Genomic DNA, 17775 nt, shown 5'->3' on the forward strand with positions numbered 1-17775 from the left:
GTCGATGCCCCTGTTCCTGTCGTCCGGAGACGTGCTGGCCGATCGCCGCTTCGATTTCGCGCGCGATCTGCTGGCGCGCGGCGATGCGACGGCCGCCGCCGAGCTGCTGCTGCAGGCGACCGAACTGGCGCCGGCGTTTGCGTCGGCCTGGTTTGCGCTGGGTGAGATCCGCGCCGATCGTCTGGATGACAGGATCGGCGCGATCGAGGCCTTTCGCCGAGCCTGCGCCGCGGACCCGTCCGATCGCCACGGCGCCGGCCTGCGGCTGATGCGGCTCGGCGCTCTCGAGCTCGGCGCGATGACGCCGGCCTATGTGGGCGCGCTGTTCGATCAATACGCGCCGCGCTTCGAGGCGGCGCTGGTCGGCGAGCTCGGCTATCGCGGGCATGAATTGCTGCTGCAGGCCGTGACCGATACTTGCGGCGCGGCCGGATGGCCGGCGCGGTTCCGCCGGGCGATCGACCTCGGCTGCGGCACCGGCCTCGTCGGGCGCGCGTTCCGGCCGCTCGTCGAGGACATCATCGGCATCGATCTGTCGGCGCAGATGCTGGCGCAGGCGCGCGGCACCGGCGCCTATGCGCGACTGGTGCATGCCGATCTGGTCGAGGGGCTGTCGGCCGAACCGCCGGCCAGCGCCGACCTGATCCTCGCCGCCGACGTGCTGATCTACGTCCGCGACGCCGCGCCGCTGCTGCGCGAGGCCGCGCGGGTGCTGACGTCGGGCGGCCTGATCGCCGTCACCGCCGAAACCCACCCCGGCGATGGCGTCGCGCTGACCGAGGGCCTGCGATTCGCGCAGTCCGAATCCTATCTACGCGACGAGCTGCAGCGGGCAGGCCTTCAGGTCGCGCTACTGCAGGACGCCTCCGCCCGCAACGAACACCACGCGCCATTGCCCGGGTTGGTGGTGGTGGGGCTCAAGCCTTGAGTGTCGAGGCCACGCCCTTGCCCCGAGCACAACGCGCTCCCTCTCCCGCGTGCGGGAGAGGGCCGGGGTGAGGGCGACCCGGGCAGTGAGTCTGCGACCCGCGGAGAGGAGTGCCCTCACCCGGATCGCTGACGCGATCCGACCTCTCCCGCAGGCGGGAGAGGTGCGCTGTGCTCGGCGCTGCTTCTGCGTTTAATAATGAAGGACGAAGTGCCGCCGCGTCCCGCAAAGCACTCCCTCTCCCGCTCGCGGGAGAGGGTTGGGGTGAGGGCGGCCCAGGCAGTGAGGGCAAACAAAAACCCCGGCCGCGAGGCCGGGGTTTGGTGTCTCAGGTCCGGATCGGACGTGAAGCTTAGTACTTCGCGACGACCGGCTGGTTGAAGTGATAGTTGATGCCGGTGCGGAGCATGTGCTCGGTGACCTTGGAGGTGTTCACAGCCGTGCCGCCCGCGAAGACGTCGCTGGTCGAGCCGAGGTCGACATACAGATATTCGGTCTTCGAGGTCCAGCTCGGGCCGAGCAGGCCGAACAGGCTGAACGGAGTTTCGACGCCGGCGCCGACAGCGTAACCGCTGCGGGTACGGTTGAAGGTCTCGTTGCTGATCGGCGTCACGATGTTGGTCTTGACGTTGCCGTAAGCGTAACCGCCGGTGGCGTAGAACAGCGTGGTGCCAACCGAGTAGCCGAGGCGGGCGCGCGCCGTGCCGAACCACGGGAGCTTCTGGTTGTACAGCGCGGTCGAGCCGAACACCGCGGTGCGGTCGTCCTTCTGGGTCGAGCCCTGGAAGTCGGCTTCGGCGCCGAACACCCAGTTCGCAGCCTGCCAATTGTAGCCGATCTGACCGCCGCCGACATAACCGTCGGGCGACAGGTGGAACTGCTCGGTGAAGCCGGTGGCGGTGGTGGCGGTCGACTTGTTGCGACCGAGGGCACCGCCGAAATTGCCGCCGATGTACAGGCCGGCCCAGTTCGCGGGCGGCGGCGTGATGTACATGCCGTTGCCGCCGATGCGGTAGTTCAAGCCGGCGCGGAAGATGCTCTCGCGATATTCGGTGCGCAGCGCCTGGGTGCCGAAGGTGTCGTTGCGGTTGCCGAGGTCGAGATACAGATACTCGATCTTGCCGGTCCAGTTGCCGCCGAGCGCCGCTTCGACGCCGGAGCCGATGGTCCAGCCGGTGCGGGTTTCGCTGACGCCGAACTGACCCACGCCGGTTTCCGTGATCGTGGTCTTGACGTTGCCGGCCGCGAAGCCGCCGGTGAAGTAGCCGACCGCCGGACCGCGCACCAGGCCGATGCGGCCGCGAACCGTGGTGAACCAGTCGAGCTTCTGATTGTAGTTGACCGTGCCCAGCCCGGTCGCCGTGTTCAGCGTGGTGCTGCCGGTGCTCATGCCGCTGCCCTGGATGTCGGCTTCGACGCCGATCAGCAGCGGGCCCAGGAAGGTGGTGTTGCTCTGCCAGTTGTAGCCGATCTGGCCGCCACCGATCGCGCCCAGCGGCTGCAGATAGGTGGAGTTGAACGTGCCGCCGGCCGGGAACGCATGCGCAGCCAGGTCACGGCCGACGCCGACGCCGACGTTGGCGCCGATGTAGAAACCCGTCCAGTCATAGATCGCAGCGACCGGCGCCTTCATGTACGGGGCCTTCACGGCCAAATCGGCTGCCTGGGCGCTGACCGCGGAGCCAACGAGCGCCACACCGGCGAGAATCTTTTTCATGGGATACCTTCCTGATGATCCCTGGAAACTAACTCCGTTCGCTGCTGGCGGCTGTACCCGGCCGGCCACACCCTCGGAAATTCGCCCGCCGGCCGGGCCGTAAACGTCTGATTAACGGGCCGAATCAGGTCGCGCCGGAACCTGCCCGGCGCTGCGGCGACAGGTCGCTGTCGAAACCCCACGGCTTCCCGTCACGCGGGAAAATCAGCGTTTTTTCACCGCTATTCAGGGTTGCGAACGACCGGTGTTCCGCACAGGATGCCGCCGCCGCAAGAGCGAACCGCCACGGCAGAACGAGAACCGGACGCGCCAGCGAGCCGGCCACAGGAGGAAACTGGATGAATCTGCGCTCGAAGTCCGTCTTCACGTCCGCCGCGGCCCTGGGGGCGCTGCTGCTCGCCGCGACCTCGGCGGCTGCGGCCGAGAAGAAATACGATCCCGGCGCCAGCGACACCGAAATCAAGATCGGCCAGACCGTGCCGCATTCCGGTCCCGGCTCGCTCTACGGCGTGCTCGGCCGCGTCGGCGAAGCCTATTTCCAGATGCTGAACGAGAAGGGCGGCATCAACGGGCGCAAGGTCAAGTTCATCACCCTGGACGATTCCTACAGCGCGCCGAAGGCGGTCGAAGCCACCCGCCGGCTGGTCGAGCAGGAAGAGGTGCTGGCGCTGTACGGCTCGCTCGGCACCGCGCCCCAGACCGCGGTCCACAAGTACCTGAATTCCAAGAAGGTCCCGCAGCTGCTGCTGAACACCGGCGCCTCGAAGTGGAACGATCCGAAGAATTTCAAATGGACCATGGCGGGCCTGCCGCTGTATCCGACCGAGGCGCGGATTCTCGCCAAATACGTCGTCGCCAACAAGCCCGACGCTAAAGTCGCCATCCTGTATCAGAACGACGATTTCGGCCGCGACTTCCTCGGCCCGTTCAAGAAGGTCCTGGAAGAGGCCGGCGGCAAGGCCAAGGTGGTGGCGGAGGCCAGCTATGACCTGACCGAGCCGACCATCGACTCGCAGATCATCAACCTGTCGAAGTCGGGCGCCGACGTGTTCTACAACATCACCACCGGCAAGGCGACGTCGCAGTCGATCCGCAAGGTCGCCGAACTTGGCTGGAAGCCGCTGCAGCTGCTGTCGGCCGGCTCGACCGGGCGTTCGATTCTCGAAGCCGCGGGCCTCGAAAACGCCAAGGGCATCGTGGCGATCGCCTACACCAAGGACATCGGCTCGGCCAAATGGGCCAGCGATCCGGGCGTGGTGGCGTTCGACGAGCTGCGCAAGAAGTATCTGCCCAACGTCACGGCGGACAACTCGATCGCGTTTTCGGGCTACGGCCAGGCGGTCGCGATGGCCGAGATCCTGCGCCGCTGCGGCGACGAGCTCACCCACGAGAACGTTCTGAAGCAGGCCTCGATGCTGGGCGGTTTCAGCACGCCGCACATGCTGCCGGGCGTCAGCTACTCCTACACGCCGACCGACTACACCTCGATCAAGACGCTCTACACCATGCAGTTCAACGGCAAGGACTGGGACGTCTCGGACAAGGCGGTCACGGAGTAACGGTCTGACCTTGCGATGACGCAACCCCGGCCAAGCGCAGCGAGGCCGGGGTTTTCTTTTCGGGCTGCTCCGCGCAGGCGGTGATCCTCGTGGGGAGGAGCATCGCGCAGCGATGCGTCTTGAACCATGAGGCAGCAGTCACTTGGCCACGCGGCGTCATTGCGAGCGAGGCTTAGCAATCCAGAGTTCGGTGTACGGAGCTGGATTGCTTCGTCGCTTCGCTCCTCGCAATGACGAAGCAGCTGGACATTTTGCTCGCCGAACCTCGACCTGCGCATCCCGAATGCCTAGCTTAGCGGTGTGAGCCTCGCCGAGACCGATCCCTCCCTTGATCTGCTGCCCGAGCGGTTCCGGCGCTGGTTCGCGGAGCGCGGCTGGGCGCCGCGCGCGCATCAGCTCGCGCTGCTGGAGCGGGCGCGGGCCGAGCGCGCCGCGCTGCTGATCGCGCCGACAGGCGCCGGCAAGACGCTGGCCGGCTTCCTGCCGACGCTGGTCGAGCTGAGCGAGGCCGCGCCTCGCGCCCGGGAGGAGGGGCCAAGCCGCGGCCTGCACACCCTGTACATCTCGCCGCTCAAGGCGCTCGCGGTCGACATCGCCCGCAACCTCGAGGCGCCGATCGCCCAGATGAAGCTGCCGATCCGGGTCGAGACCCGCACCGGCGACACGCCGGTGTCGCGGCGGACGCGGCAGCGCAAATATCCGCCCGACATCCTGCTGACCACGCCCGAGCAGCTCGCGCTGCTGCTCGCCTCCGACGACGCGCCGTACCTGTTCGGCAATCTGCGCCGCATCGTGCTCGACGAGCTGCACGCGCTGGTGACGTCGAAGCGCGGCGATCTGCTCTCGCTCGGGCTGGCGCGGCTGTGGCGGATCGCCCCGCAACTCCGCGCCACCGGCCTGTCGGCGACGGTCGCCGATCCCGACGAACTCGCGCGCTTCCTGGTGCCGCAGCCGGAGAGCGGGGCGGTGTCCGCCGACATCGTCGTCGCCAGCGGCGCGGTGCAGCCGATCGTCGAGATGCTGGATACCAAGGAACGGCTGCCGTGGGCCGGGCACTCGGCGCGGCACGCGCTCGGCGAGATTTACGATCTCATCAAGCGCAACAAGACCACGCTGGTGTTCGTCAACACCCGCAGCCAGGCCGAGATGCTGTTCCAGGAACTCTGGCGGATGAACGACGACAACCTCGCGATCGCGCTGCATCACGGCTCGCTCGACGTCGCGCAGCGCCGCAAGGTCGAGGACGCGATGGCGGCGGGCCGGCTGCGCGGCGTGGTGTGTACCTCGTCGCTCGACCTCGGCATCGACTGGGGCGACATCGACCTCGTCGTCAATGTCGGCGCGCCGAAGGGCTCGTCGCGGCTGATGCAGCGGATCGGCCGCGCCAATCATCGGCTGGATGAAGCGTCGCGCGCCGTGCTGGTACCGTCCAATCGCTTCGAAGTGCTGGAATGCGTCGCGGCGATCGACGCGGTGGCGGAGAACGCCCAGGACACCCCGCCGCAGCGCAAGGGCGCGCTCGACGTGCTGGCGCAGCACATCCTCGGCTGCGCCTGCGGCGAGCCGTTTGTCGCCGACGATCTGTATCGTGAAGTTAGAAGCGCCGCGCCCTATGCGGATCTTTCCCGCGAAGATTTCGACGATACGCTCGATTTCGTCGCCACCGGCGGCTACGCGCTGAAGAGCTACGAACGCTTCGCCCGCATCAAGCAGGACAAGCAGGGCCGTTGGCGCGTCGCCAATCCGAAGATGCGGCAGGCCTATCGGCTCAACGTCGGCACCATCGTCGAGGAGGCGATGCTGAAGGTGAAGCTGGTGCGCTCGGCCAAATCGAAGGGCGGCGGTCACACCGGCGCGATCGCGCGCGGCGGGCGGATGCTCGGCCAGATCGAGGAGTACTTCATCGAGGGGCTGACGCCCGGCGACACCTTCGTGTTCGGCGGCGAGGTGGTGCGCTACGAGGCGATGATGGAGGATCAGGTCTACGTCTCGCGCGCCGCCGACAAGGACGCGCGGGTGCCGTCTTACATGGGCGGCAAGTTCCCGCTGTCGACATATCTCGCCGAGCGCGTCCGCGGGCTGCTGGCCGACAAGCGGACGTGGAAAGGCCTGCCGGATCAGGTGCGCGACTGGCTCGCGCTGCAGACCAAGGCGTCGAAAGTGCCGGGCCGCAGCGAGCTGGTGGTCGAGACCTTTCCGCGCGCCGCCAAGTACTATCTCGTCTGCTATCCGTTCGAAGGCCGGCTGGCGCACCAGACGCTCGGCATGCTGCTGACGCGGCGGTTGGAGCGGGCCCGCGCCCGGCCGCTCGGCTTCGTCGCCAACGAATACGCGCTGGCGGTGTGGGGACTGGGCGATACGTCGCATATGATCCGGCAGGGGCGGCTCGATCTCGACGCGCTGTTCGATCCCGACATGCTGGGCGACGATCTCGAAGCCTGGCTCGCCGAATCGGCGCTGATGAAGCGCACCTTTCGCTACGCGGCGATCATCTCGGGGCTGATCGCGCGGCGCTTCGCCGGCGAGGAGAAGTCGCGCCGGCAGGTGCTGTTCTCGACCGATCTGGTCTATGACGTGCTCAACAAGCACCAGCCCGATCACGTGCTGCTGCGCGCTGCTCGCGCCGACGCCGCCACAGGGTTGCTCGATTTGCGCCGTCTCAGTGATATGCTGACACGAATCAAGGGACACATCGTCCACAGGGAACTCGACCGCGTCTCGCCGCTGGCGGTGCCGGTGATGCTGGAAATCGGCCGCGAAGCCGTGTACGGCGAAGCCTCCGACGAACTGCTCGCCGAAGCCGCCGAGGATCTGGTGCGCGAGGCGACGGGACGGTCGAACTAATCGAGACGTCGAACTAACCGAGACAATGCGATGCGGTTGATGCCTGACAGGGCCGGTTTCCTTCTCCTTCTCCCCTTGCGGGGGAGGGGCGGGGTGGGGGGTGCCCCGGGCACGGTGCTCAATTGACGCCGCGTTCCTGCCTCACCCCCACCCCCGACCCCTCCCCGCAAGGGTTAGGGGAGCAGAGTGTCACCATCGCCGGCGCCACGTTCGTCGCCGATCTGTCGGGCGCGTTGTACTGGGAAGACGAGCGGCTGCTGGTGGTGTCCGATCTGCATCTCGAAAAAGGCTCCAGCTACGCGATGCGCGGCGTGCTGTTGCCGCCTTACGATACGGTGGCGACGCTCGGCCGCTTAGGTGCGGTGATCGCGCGGTTCGATCCGCGCTGCGTGATCGCGCTCGGCGACAGCTTTCACGACCGCGAGGCGCATGGCCGGCTGTCAGAAGCCAACCGCGGCATCCTCACCGCGCTGCGGGCGCGGCGCGACTGGATCTGGATCGCCGGCAATCACGATCCCGAACTGCCGCACGACTTCGGCGGCAGCGTCGCCGCCGAAGTCAGCATCGGCGACATCGCGTTCCGCCACGAGCCCACGGGCGCGCCCGGCGAGATCGCCGGGCATCTGCATCCCAAGGCGCGGGTCAGCCGCCGCGGCCGCAGCGTCGAGCGGCGCTGCTTCGCCGGCGACGGCATGCGCGTGGTGATGCCGGCGTTCGGCGCCTACACCGGCGGCCTCAACATCCGCGACGTCGCGTTTGCGAAGTTGTTCGGCTCCGCCGCCTTCATCGCCCACGTCCTCGGCGACCATCGCCTCCATGCCATCGCAGCGTCGCGCTGCTGCTGAGGATCGTTCGTTCGCCGTCAGTGAATTTGGCGCCTCGTTGATCGATGCAGGCGATACGGCGTCTCTCCAAGGCGCTGACCTCATGCTGAGGAGCCCGGCAGAGCCGGGCGTCTCGACGGATGAGCTCAAGAACACCTGCGGCCCATGGTTCGAGACGGCGCTTCGCGCCGCCTCACCATGAAGTTGTGCTGGTTGCGAGCGCTCAAGCTCGTCGGCTCTGACGCTGTCAGAAGCCGAATGGTCTCGCTAACGACTCGTCGTACCGCAGAGAATCTCACGCCGCCTTGGCGTAAACGTCCTCGCAGAACTCCGCGAGCCTGTCCGCCAGCCGCAGAGTCGCCGGGCTTGCCTGCGGGGCGGCGACCAGGGCCAGTTCGGTGCGGTCGATCGGCGGAAAGCCGTCGCGGGCGGTGAGTTTGCGGTGCTCGGCCTGGATCGAGATCTCCGACAGGATCGACAGGCCGAGGCCGGCCGCGACCGCGGCCTGGATGCCGGCGAGGTTCGAGCTCGAATAGGCCATGTGCCAGCGTCGCCCGGCGGCTTCGATCGCGTGGATCGCGCGGGTGCGATACAGGCAGCCGCCCGGGAAGAAGATCAGCGGCACCGAGTCCGCCTTGGCGTTGCAGGGGTGGTTCCGGCTGTTCACCCAGTACACCCGCTCCGGCCACACCGCGATCGCCTCCGGGCCGCCGGCCTCGCGCTTCAGCAGCGCGAGATCAAGGTCGCCGCGTTCCAGATCTCGCTTGAGGTTCAGGCTCTGGTCGGCGCGGACGTCGAGCCGAAGTCCGGGCCGCGCGCGTGCAAAACTGCCGAGCAGCCGTGGCAGCCGATAGGCGGCGAAGTCTTCCGGGATGCCGAGCCGGATCGCGCCGTCCTGCCCCGGCCGCGCCACCACGTCGCGCGCCTCTTCGGCCAGTGCCAGCAGCCGCCGTGCATAGGACAGCAGCCGCTCGCCGGCCTCGGTCGGGGTGACGTCCTTGCCGGCGCGATTGAGCAGTTGCTGGCCGAGATCATCTTCAAGCCGCCGGATTTGCTGACTGACTGTCGACTGCGTCCGATGCACGCGCTCGCCGGCCCGGGTGAAGCCACCGGCGTCGACCACCGAGACGAAACTGCGCAGCAATTCGAGATCGAGCATCGGATCGTTGCCATTCAAAAATCCACTGGTATCGATCTTATCATTTAATTTCCAAATGACAACGCGCGGCCCTAGATCGGGAGGGATCCAAGGAGTTGCCCGATGTCGCTCGCCCCCGCCACCTCGCTCACGACGCCCGCCTTCAACACCCGCCCGCTGCAGATCGCGCTGTTCTGCGCGCTGTGGAGCTTCGCCTTCGTGGCCGGCAAGGCCGGCGTCGCGGACTGCCCGCCGCTGATCCTGCTGGCCGGGCGGTTCACGCTGGCGGGCGTGCTGATCCTCGGCCTGTCGGTGCTGATGCGCGAGCGCTGGAACTTGCGGCCGCGCGACGTCGCGCTGTGTGCGGTGCTCGGCATCATCAACAACGCGCTGTATCTCGGGCTCGGTTATGTCGGGCTGCAGACCGTGTCGGCCGGCATCGGCGGACTGATCGTCAGCGCCAATCCGGTGTTCACGGCGGTCGCCGCCGCGCTGGTGCTGGGCGAGGCGCTGACATGGCGGAAGGTGGTGGGCCTGATGCTCGGCGTCGCCGGCGTCGCCTTCATCGTCTGGCACCGGATCGCGATCGGCGCCGAGGCGTGGCATGGCATTGCGTTCACGCTGGCGTCGCTCGCGTCGATCGTGGCCGGCACCATCCTGTTCAAGCGGCTGGCGCCGCAGGGGAGCCTGTGGATCGGCAACGGCATCCAGAATCTCGCCGCCGGCCTGGTGCTGATCCCGATCGCGGTCTCGGTGTCGAGCGCGAGCGATATCGTGCCGGGCTGGCGGCTCGTCGGGGCGTTCGCGTTCCTGGTGCTGGGCGGCTCGATCGTCGCGTATTGGCTGTGGTTTCGGATGCTGACACTGTACGGCGCAACCGCGGCGAGCGCCTGGCATTTCGTGATGCCGCCGCTGGCGATGCTGTTCGCCTGGCTGGTGCTCGGCGAAGCGATCGACGGACGCGATTTGCTCGGTGTTGTTCCCGTCGCAATCGGCATCTATCTGGTGACGCGACCGGCGCGCCAGCTAGCGCCGGCCGGATAGCTTGCGGAACCGCAAGGCTCCGTTGGAGGCGCCGAACGGTTCGGCTAGGGTCGTTGCTTGGTAACCGAGGGCCGCGCGTGAAGACAGATGCCAGGGGCGAGATCGACGGGCCCGACGTCATCGATCCCGATCCCGGCGCGCCCAAAGTCCAACGCCTCAAGACCTTCCGGCTGCGCAACTTCTTCAAGACGCTCGGCCCCGGCCTGATCACCGGCGCCTCGGACGACGACCCCTCCGGCATCGGCACCTACAGTCAGGCCGGTGCGCAGCTCGGCTACGGCATCGGCTGGACGATGCTGCTGACCTTTCCGCTGATGACGGCGATCCAGGAGATCTCCGGCCGGGTCGGCCGCGTCACCGGCCACGGCATCGCCGGCAACGTCTGCCGACACTATTCGGGCAAGCTGCTCGGCGCGATCGTGGTGCTGCTGTTCACCGCCAACACCATCAACATCGCCGCCGACCTCGCCGCGATGGGCGACGCCACAAGGCTGCTGATCGGCGGCCACCCGCTGCTCTATGTGGTCGGCTACGGCGCGATCTCGGTGATCGCGCAGATCTTCTTCGACTATCGCCGCTACGTCGCGGTGCTGAAATGGCTGACGCTGTGCCTGTTCGCCTATGTGGCGGCGCTCGCCGTTGCCAAGGTCGACTGGTCGCAGGCGCTGACGGGCGTGCTGTTGCCGCGGATCAGCTGGAGCGTCGATTATCTGACCACGATCGTCGCCATTTTCGGCACCACGATCTCGCCCTATCTGTTCTTCTGGCAGGCCTCGCAGGAAGCCGAGGAAGAACGCATCGATCCCGACAAGAAGCCGCTGACGAAGTCGCCGCGCGACGCGCGCAGCGAATTCCAGCGCATCCGCGCCGACACCGTGATCGGCATGGCGTTCTCCAATCTGATCGCGCTGGCGATCATGACCACGGCGGCGGCGACGCTGCACGCCGCCGGCAAGACCGACATCCAGACCTCGGCACAGGCCGCCGAAGCGCTGAAGCCGATCGCCGGTCCGTTCGCCGAATGGATCTTTGCGCTCGGCATCGTCGGCACCGGCCTGCTGGCGATCCCGGTGCTGGCCGGCTCGGCCGCCTATGCGGTCGGCGAGGGCCGGCGCTGGCCGGTCGGACTGGCGCGCAAGCCGAAGGAGGCGGCGGCGTTCTACGGCGTGCTGGCGCTGGCCGGCGCGCTCGGCATCGCGATCAATTTCGCGCCGATCAACCCGATCTCGGCGCTGTACTGGAGCGCGGTGATCAACGGCGTGCTGGCGGTGCCGGTGATGGTGCTGCTGATGATCATGGTGGGACGCCGCGCGATCATGAAGCAGTTCGTCGTCCGCGGCTGGCTGTATTGGCTCGGCTGGCTGTCGACCGCCGCGATGGCGGTCAGCGTCGTCGCGATGCTGATCGGCTATTTTGTTTAGAGCGCTTCATTCCGGCGTGTGGGATTAGTCCCGCCGGAACACGATCGACGCCATCCAGCCGGTGGCGAGTGCCATCAGGGCGGTGATCAGGCCGTAGAGGATGCCGTGCTGCCTGGCGGCGGTGGCGACGAATTGTTCGAAGCCGACCTTGGCGATCTCGAACGAGGTTTCGGTCTGGGTCAGCAATTCGCCCTGGCCGAACAGCTTGATCTGCACCTCGTAGCTGCCGATCGGCACTTCGGCCGGCAGCGGAATTCCGGTGCGGAACAGCGTCGGCGTCAGGAATTTCACCGCCGCCGGATCTTCCTCGTACAGCTTGCGCTCCTCGCGCAGCCGGACGAAGGCGGTGCGGAACTGATCGTCGGCGACGACGTCCGCATAGTCGGTGCCGATCCGCTGCGTCAGCAGCGTGTGCCTGATGCCGAGCTGCTGGCGTCGGCGCACCTCGGGCGGTGCGATCGCTTCGAGCGGCCGGTTGGAGAACACGGCCAGATAGCTCGGCACCATCAGGAACTGCCGCGAGTCGGTGTTGATCCAGATCCCGAACCGGCGCTCCTTGCGCCGCGTCACCATGTCGGCGCGCGGACCGATCACCGTGACGACGAGATCGTAGGCCATCTGCTCGACCGGCGCCGGGCTGTCGCGCTCGACCGAGCCGAACAGCACCAGCTCGCCGCCCGCATAGTTCGGCGTCACGGTGACGCGCGCATTGGAGACCGACACGATCAGCTTTTCGGCGCGCGCCGGTGCGGCGACGGCAAGCAGCGCCAGCGCGGCGATCACCCAGAGCTGTCGTGCGCGGCGCGCCATCAGCTCGGCCCGGTTTCGCGCAGCGTGAACAATTCGTCCGGCCTGATGCCGAGCTCGATCGCAAAGCGAATGCCGACCGCCAGCACCAGCAGGCCGAGCAGCAGGCGCAGCTGTTCGCCGCGGATGCGCTGGCCGGCGCGGGCGCCGAATTGCGCGCCGGTGACGCCGCCGATCATCAGGATCAGCGCCAGCACGGCGTCGACCAAATGGTTGGTGGCGGCGTGCAGCACGGTGGCGATCAGCATCGTCACCAGCGTCAGCACCATCGAGGTGCCCACCACCATGCTGGTCGGCACACGCAGCAGATAGATCAGCATCGGCACAAGGATGAAGCCGCCGCCGACGCCCATCACGGCGCCGATGAAGCCGATCATCAGGCCGATCGTCAGCACCGGGATCACCGACAGATACATCTTGGAGCGCTTGAACCGGATCTTCAGCGGCAGCGCGTGAATCCAGTTGCGGTTGCCGGTGCGACCGGCGAGCGCGACCTGGCCGCGGCGGGTGCGCAGGATCGCGCGCAGCCCCTCATAGACCATCAGTCCGCCGACGGCGGTGAGCAGCACCACGTAGGACAGCGCGATCATCAGGTCGAGTTGCCCGACCGAGCGCATCAGCGCGAAGAACCAGACGCCCAGCGCGGTCCCGGCGATGCCGCCGCAGAGCAACACGAAGGCCAGCATCGGATCGATCGCGCGGCGCCGCCAGTAGGACAGCGCGCCGGAGAACGACGACGCGGCCATGTGGCTGGTGACGGAGGCGACCGCGACCGCCGGCGATATGCCGATGAAGATCAGCAGCGGCGTCATCAGGAAGCCGCCGCCGACCCCGAACATGCCGGACACGAACCCGACCGCGGCGCCCATCGCCAGGATGAGCAGGACGTTGACGGGTAGGTCTGCGATCGGGAGATAAAGCTGCACGCGCGGTCGCTTCGGATGTCGTCGCTGTGGCTGAAGGCGCGGACCTCGTCCGGCCGCCCTCCATAACCGATATCAGCCTGACCGGGGATTAAAGAATCCGCGACGGCGGGGCTTTTTCGGCCGGCGCCGCCGTGACGTCGTGCGGTGGTGAACGATCCGCTTAGCGCGCGGCGCGCTTGCCCATGCCGGGCTTGGCCGCGTTGGCGGCGGGCTGCGCGTCCCAGCCGCCGGCCGGGACCGCGACCTTGACGGCGTCGTCGGGCTGCGGCTCGACCGTGAAGGTCTGGATCGCCAGCTTGGCGGCCGACAGCGACTGCGGATCGAGCCGCTTGGCGACGTCGTCGCGCTTGCGGCCGGCGTCGGCATCGCCCTGCGCGGCGGCGAGGCTGAACCATTTGAACGACTCGGCGAGGTTCTGTTCGACCCCGATGCCGCGGGCGTACAGGATTCCGAGATTGAACTGGCTGTCGGCGACGCCGCGGGCGGCCGCCTTGCGGAACCATTCGGCCGCGCTCTTGTAGTTCGCGCCCCTGCCGCCGCCGTCGGCTTCCAGCACCGCGAGGTTGTGCATCGCCTTGGCGTTGCCGCGATCCGCCGCCCGGACGTAGTAGCGCCGCGCGACGTCGAGATCCTTGGGAACGCCGAGACCCTTTTCGTTGAGGGTGCCCATCCGGAACATCGCCGGCACGATGCCGGCCTGCGCGGCGCGGCCGTACCACTTGGCGGCTTCCTCGGTATTGGCGGGGACGCCCTTGCCCTCGGAGAAGCGGGTGCCGACTTCGTAGGCCGCCGCGGCGTCGCCCTTCAGGGCCGCCTTGCGCAGCGCCGGGCCGCCGATCGCATCCGGCAGGGTCTCGCCGGCCGGAATCGAGATGGTCGCCACCGGGCCCGGCGGTGTGCTGGGTTGCGGCGGTTGGATCGAGCCGGTGACGTCGGCCGGCGCGGCCGCCGGCGGCATCGGCGCGGGCTCCGGAGCGGCCGGAGTCTGCGGCGGCGCGAACAGCGACTGCCGGTTGATCGGGGTCGGCGATGTCATCGACGGCACAGCGGGGGTCGGCGCGGCCGGCGCCGCGGCGGGCGGCGTTTCCTCGTCGTCCTCGGGCTCCGCGCTGTCCTGCGGCGCGGTGTCGTGCAGGCTCGCGGCCGGGACCGGGCGCTCGCCGTCCAGCAGGTTCATGGTGATTTTGAAGGTGCCGAGCACGATCACCACCACGCTGGCGCCGACCAGCAGCGAGCGGATCTTGGAGCCGAGCGTGGTGCCGGGCTTGCCGGCGGTCGGGCCGGTGGCGCCGCCCTCCGGTTTGGCCTTGGCCTTGTCGCCGGACTGCGAGGTGGCGGAGGCGGCCGCCTGGGCGGCGCGGCGCGCGGCCGCGATGAAGCTGGAGCTGCTGGCAGGCTCGGCCTTGGCGGCACCGGCGAATTCGCTGAGCGCGCTTTCGGACGCGGCAATGCGCTCCGACGGTGAGGCGATCCGGCCCGGCGGGCGGGTGCCGGGTTCAAGCGGATGATCCGGCGGCAGCGTGTCGGGCGTCGTCCAGCGCGTGGTGATCTGCGGCTCGGGCGCGCTGCCGCGGGCCGGCTGCGGATCGAGAATATCGGCGATCGCGCGCGGTTCGGGGGCCGGCGCCGGCTCCGCCATGGGCCTGCCGGGCGCGAAGTCGCGCGGCGCCGCCACGAACGCCGGAACGGGAGCCGAAGTCTGAGCGGCCGCGGGATTGGGCAGCTCGGGGCGCGGCGGCAGATTGATCTGCGGCGCCGGCGCCGATGCGATGGCAGCCGGGCCGGGCTTGACCGGTTCGCGCGCGGGAGCCGGGGCCGGCTGGGCGGCCGGCTGCGGCGCCGTCCGCGCGCTGCGCAGGTCGGTCTCGATCATCGCCAGGCGATCGACCACATGGCCGAGCGTGTTGTGCACGGCTTCGAGCGAATCCTGGGTGTGCCGGTCGGTCTCCGACTGGCTGAAGCGGATATCGGAGATCTCGCGCTTGATGGTCTCGACCATGCCGCTGTCGAACGTCGGCGCAGTGTTGCGGCCGAGATCGGCGATGCGGCTGAAGCTCTCCTGCTGGCGTTCGAGCAGCCGCAGGATGTCCTGCAGTCCTTCCTCGACCCGCTCGAGATTGCCGGCGCCGCGCTGGCTGGCCGCCTGCTCCATCCGCTCGAGCAGATAGGTGACGCGCTGTTCGAGGTGCGCGAAGGCCGACGGGCTGTCGTTGCCGACCGGCAGATGATCGAGCCGCTCCGACAGTGCACGCAGCGCGCCCTCGAGCTGTTCGGTGGAGCCGCCGGCGGCCGGCCGCTCGCGGCTTTCCAGCGCCGCGGTCAGCGCCGTGATGCGGTTTTCGAGCGCCGCGAAGGAATCGCTGTTGCTGTCGGCGCGCGACAGCTGATCGACCTTGTCGGCGAGCGTCTGGACGTTGGCGCCGAGCTGCGCCAGCGCCTCGTTGGAGGCGACGTTGGAGACGATGCCGCGCAGCGCGCCGATGGCGTTTTCGAGCTGCTGCATCGTGCTCGGATCGTCGCTGTTGCGGACGATCATGTCGATCTTGCCGCCGAGATTGCGGATCGCCTCGTCGAAGCCGGCGAGCTGCTCGGCCGGCGTCAGCGACCGAAGCGCGGCGTGGATTTCGGCGAGCGCGCGCTCGATGCCGGCGATCGTACCGGCGTCGGTGCCGACCGCGCGGGTGTCGTCGAGCCGCCGCGCCAGCGATTTGATCTCGGTTTCGAGCTGCTCAATCGCCTTGCGCGGCATCGCCTCGGTGATGGTGTGGCGGATCTCGGCCAGCTCGGTGCGGAACGCCGCGATCGACTGCTCGATCTGGTCCGGGCGCTGCAGCGCGTCGATCTGGCTGGTGATCCTGAGCAGCTGCTGCTCGAGGCTGGAGAAGTCCGGGCCGGCCGGCGCAGCCGGCGGCGCCATCGCCGGGGCGATCGGGGGAGCCTGCCGCGGCGGCACGCGGTTCACGGCCGCGTCGAGCTCGCTCTGGCGCGCGGCGATCTCGGCGATCGCTAGATCGAGCGCGTTCGGATCGAGCGGCGGGGAGGTGTGATAGACCTGCGCGGCCGCGCGTTCGACCCGCTCGGTCGGGGTCTGCGGGATCGGAGCTGGCTGCGGCGCGGGAGCCGGCTTCGGCTCGGTGATCCGGGCCAGACGCGCATCAAGCCGCGAAATCGCATCGTTCAACTGCCGCGCCACCGGCTCGCCTCGCGTCGGCGGGCGTGAGATCTGGTCGATCTGACGGGCGATCGAATCCAGCCGCTGGTGAATCTCGGCGACTTCGGCCGCGCTCTTGTCGGCATTCGGGCTGCGGCCCGGCGCCGGGGCGGCGGGCGCACGGACCTGCGGCTGCGGCTGGGACTGATATTGGGGTTGCGGCTGGGGCTGCGGAGCGCTGTCGCCGAGCTGACCATTGATCCAGTCGGCGAGCGACATGCCGGCGCGCTTGGCGGCGGCCTCCGCCCGTTCGCGCACGGACGGTTCGATACCCTCGACGCTCCACGATACGCGATTCATGCTCTGGTCGCTTCCGAACTGCCAACTGCGGCGCCCGCGATCCTCCCCCGCATGTCCCGTGCCGAAAGACACTCGTATCCAATGCGAGAGGACCGCCTCTGGCATCGACTTTTTCGTGTTAGGGTAAATACCGAGTTAAGGTTTGCAGCCGCGGCGCCGTAAAGTTGCCGGCATGCTCGCGGCGCCACATCCGGCGCGGCGTTTCAGGGGGGGGCTGCTACCGGGTGAACAGGGCGCTCAGATCGTCGATGTCGCGTTCGGTGATGACGCTGTGGGCGGGATTCAGCACCGCCGTCTGGCCGATATAGGCCCAATACAGAAATTCGGCGCGCGACTGCGCCCGCCGGCTCTCGACGCCGGATTCGATCAGGATCTTGGCCAGGTAGTCGATCCGCCGAGCATCCACCGAGGCGACCATCTCGGCCGCGGTGGCGTCGGTTTCGGCCAGCGCCCGGATTGCCCGGTCGAGGCTGCGGTCCTCGTTGAAGGCGAGCTTCATCAGATGCGTCAGCCGCGCCGGCCCGACGATGGCGGCATCAATCTCGCGAAACACCTGATCGGTGACGCGCTCCTGCCAGAGCTGCAGCAGCTGCACGCGGAAGTCGGTCGCGTCCTTGAAATGCCAATAGAAACTGCCGCGGGAGACGTCCAGACCGGCGGCCAGGTCGCCGACCTTGAGGGCGTTCGCGCCCTCGCGCGCAAGTGTACGCAGGCCATGCGCGAGCCAGTCGGCGCGGGTCAGCCGGTCCTTGGTATCCGTTTCCATGGCGGCGACCATACACCAGTGTATTGACACGGCCAAGCCGTCTGGCTAGATTCCATTCAGGGATGTATGGAAACGGTCCGGAAGGGTGCGGCGCTGGCGCCGCGCGATGGGTGGCGATGACAGCGATCCTGCGTGGCAATGCGGTCCAGCACCTGGACCTGCCGTTTCGATCCGCCGCTCGCGATATCCGCGACCTCGGCGTGACGCGTCGTCGCAATCAGCCCGTTCTTCACATCAGACCTGCCGCCGGCGATGCTTTGACTGTTAGCATCGGACGCGGCGCGTGACGG

13 protein-coding genes are annotated in these 17775 nt (G+C 68.3%); 7 read left to right on the forward strand and 6 right to left on the reverse strand.

The features are described 5' to 3' along the window. Window positions 1–4: 4 nt before the first annotated feature. Window positions 5–928 (forward strand): class I SAM-dependent DNA methyltransferase, encoded by a 924-nt coding sequence (locus tag ACFFJ6_RS10765; protein WP_378387399.1) that lies wholly within the window; start codon window positions 5–7, stop codon window positions 926–928. Window positions 929–1280: 352 nt separating this feature from the next. Here ACFFJ6_RS10765 and ACFFJ6_RS10770 read toward each other — a convergent pair whose 3' ends face one another. Continuing rightward, entirely contained in the window at window positions 1281–2645 is a 1365-nt protein-coding gene (locus tag ACFFJ6_RS10770; protein ID WP_378387401.1) for an outer membrane protein, read from the reverse strand. 338 nt (window positions 2646–2983) lie between these two features. On the opposite strand from ACFFJ6_RS10770, the gene ACFFJ6_RS10775 reads away from it, so the two are divergent. The 3 genes from ACFFJ6_RS10775 (at window position 2984) to pdeM (ending at window position 7893) form a co-directional block, all read left to right on the forward strand. Further along, window positions 2984–4204: an ABC transporter substrate-binding protein gene (locus tag ACFFJ6_RS10775; protein WP_378387403.1), complete on the forward strand. Its 1221-nt coding sequence runs from the start codon at window positions 2984–2986 to the stop codon at window positions 4202–4204. A 300-nt stretch (window positions 4205–4504) separates the two neighbouring features. Beyond that, complete coding sequence (locus tag ACFFJ6_RS10780) at window positions 4505–7048, forward strand: ligase-associated DNA damage response DEXH box helicase (RefSeq protein WP_378387405.1); 2544 nt, start codon at window positions 4505–4507, stop codon at window positions 7046–7048. A gap of 194 nt (window positions 7049–7242) precedes the next feature. Next, window positions 7243–7893: a ligase-associated DNA damage response endonuclease PdeM gene (gene pdeM, locus ACFFJ6_RS10785; RefSeq protein ID WP_378387730.1), complete on the forward strand. Its 651-nt coding sequence runs from the start codon at window positions 7243–7245 to the stop codon at window positions 7891–7893. A 274-nt stretch (window positions 7894–8167) separates the two neighbouring features. On the opposite strand, the gene ACFFJ6_RS10790 is transcribed toward pdeM, so the two are convergent. Continuing rightward, entirely contained in the window at window positions 8168–9031 is an 864-nt protein-coding gene (locus ACFFJ6_RS10790; RefSeq protein ID WP_378387407.1) for a LysR family transcriptional regulator, read from the reverse strand. Between the two features lie 102 nt (window positions 9032–9133). Between ACFFJ6_RS10790 and ACFFJ6_RS10795 the strand changes: the two genes are divergently transcribed. Together ACFFJ6_RS10795 and ACFFJ6_RS10800 are read left to right on the forward strand one after the other, a co-directional pair. Next, window positions 9134–10054, forward strand: coding sequence for a DMT family transporter (locus ACFFJ6_RS10795; RefSeq protein WP_378387409.1), 921 nt, complete (start codon window positions 9134–9136; stop codon window positions 10052–10054). 77 nt (window positions 10055–10131) lie between these two features. Further along, entirely contained in the window at window positions 10132–11475 is a 1344-nt protein-coding gene (locus ACFFJ6_RS10800; RefSeq protein WP_378387411.1) for an Nramp family divalent metal transporter, read from the forward strand. Window positions 11476–11499: 24 nt separating this feature from the next. Here the strand turns inward: ACFFJ6_RS10800 and ACFFJ6_RS10805 are convergent, their stop codons facing one another. From ACFFJ6_RS10805 to ACFFJ6_RS10820, 4 genes are all read right to left on the reverse strand, one after another. Then, on the reverse strand, window positions 11500–12285 hold the full coding sequence (locus tag ACFFJ6_RS10805; RefSeq protein WP_378387413.1) for a TIGR02186 family protein: 786 nt from the start codon (window positions 12283–12285) through the stop codon (window positions 11500–11502). Next, window positions 12285–13208, reverse strand: coding sequence for a sulfite exporter TauE/SafE family protein (locus ACFFJ6_RS10810; RefSeq protein ID WP_378387415.1), 924 nt, complete (start codon window positions 13206–13208; stop codon window positions 12285–12287). The genes ACFFJ6_RS10805 and ACFFJ6_RS10810 overlap by 1 nt, the downstream gene beginning before the upstream one ends. Window positions 13209–13368: 160 nt before the next feature. Beyond that, window positions 13369–16719, reverse strand: coding sequence for a hypothetical protein (locus ACFFJ6_RS10815; protein WP_378387417.1), 3351 nt, complete (start codon window positions 16717–16719; stop codon window positions 13369–13371). A 217-nt stretch (window positions 16720–16936) separates the two neighbouring features. Then, the gene (locus ACFFJ6_RS10820) at window positions 16937–17485 is read right to left on the reverse strand and encodes a TetR/AcrR family transcriptional regulator (protein WP_378387419.1); all 549 of its coding nucleotides are present in this window, start codon (window positions 17483–17485) and stop codon (window positions 16937–16939) included. A gap of 116 nt (window positions 17486–17601) precedes the next feature. Between ACFFJ6_RS10820 and ACFFJ6_RS10825 the strand changes: the two genes are divergently transcribed. After that, window positions 17602–17772 (forward strand): hypothetical protein, encoded by a 171-nt coding sequence (locus ACFFJ6_RS10825; protein WP_378387421.1) that lies wholly within the window; start codon window positions 17602–17604, stop codon window positions 17770–17772. Window positions 17773–17775: the final 3 nt, after the last annotated feature.

It is taken from the genome of Rhodopseudomonas telluris (assembly GCF_042432815.1).
GTDB lineage: Bacteria > Pseudomonadota > Alphaproteobacteria > Rhizobiales > Xanthobacteraceae > Rhodopseudomonas > Rhodopseudomonas telluris.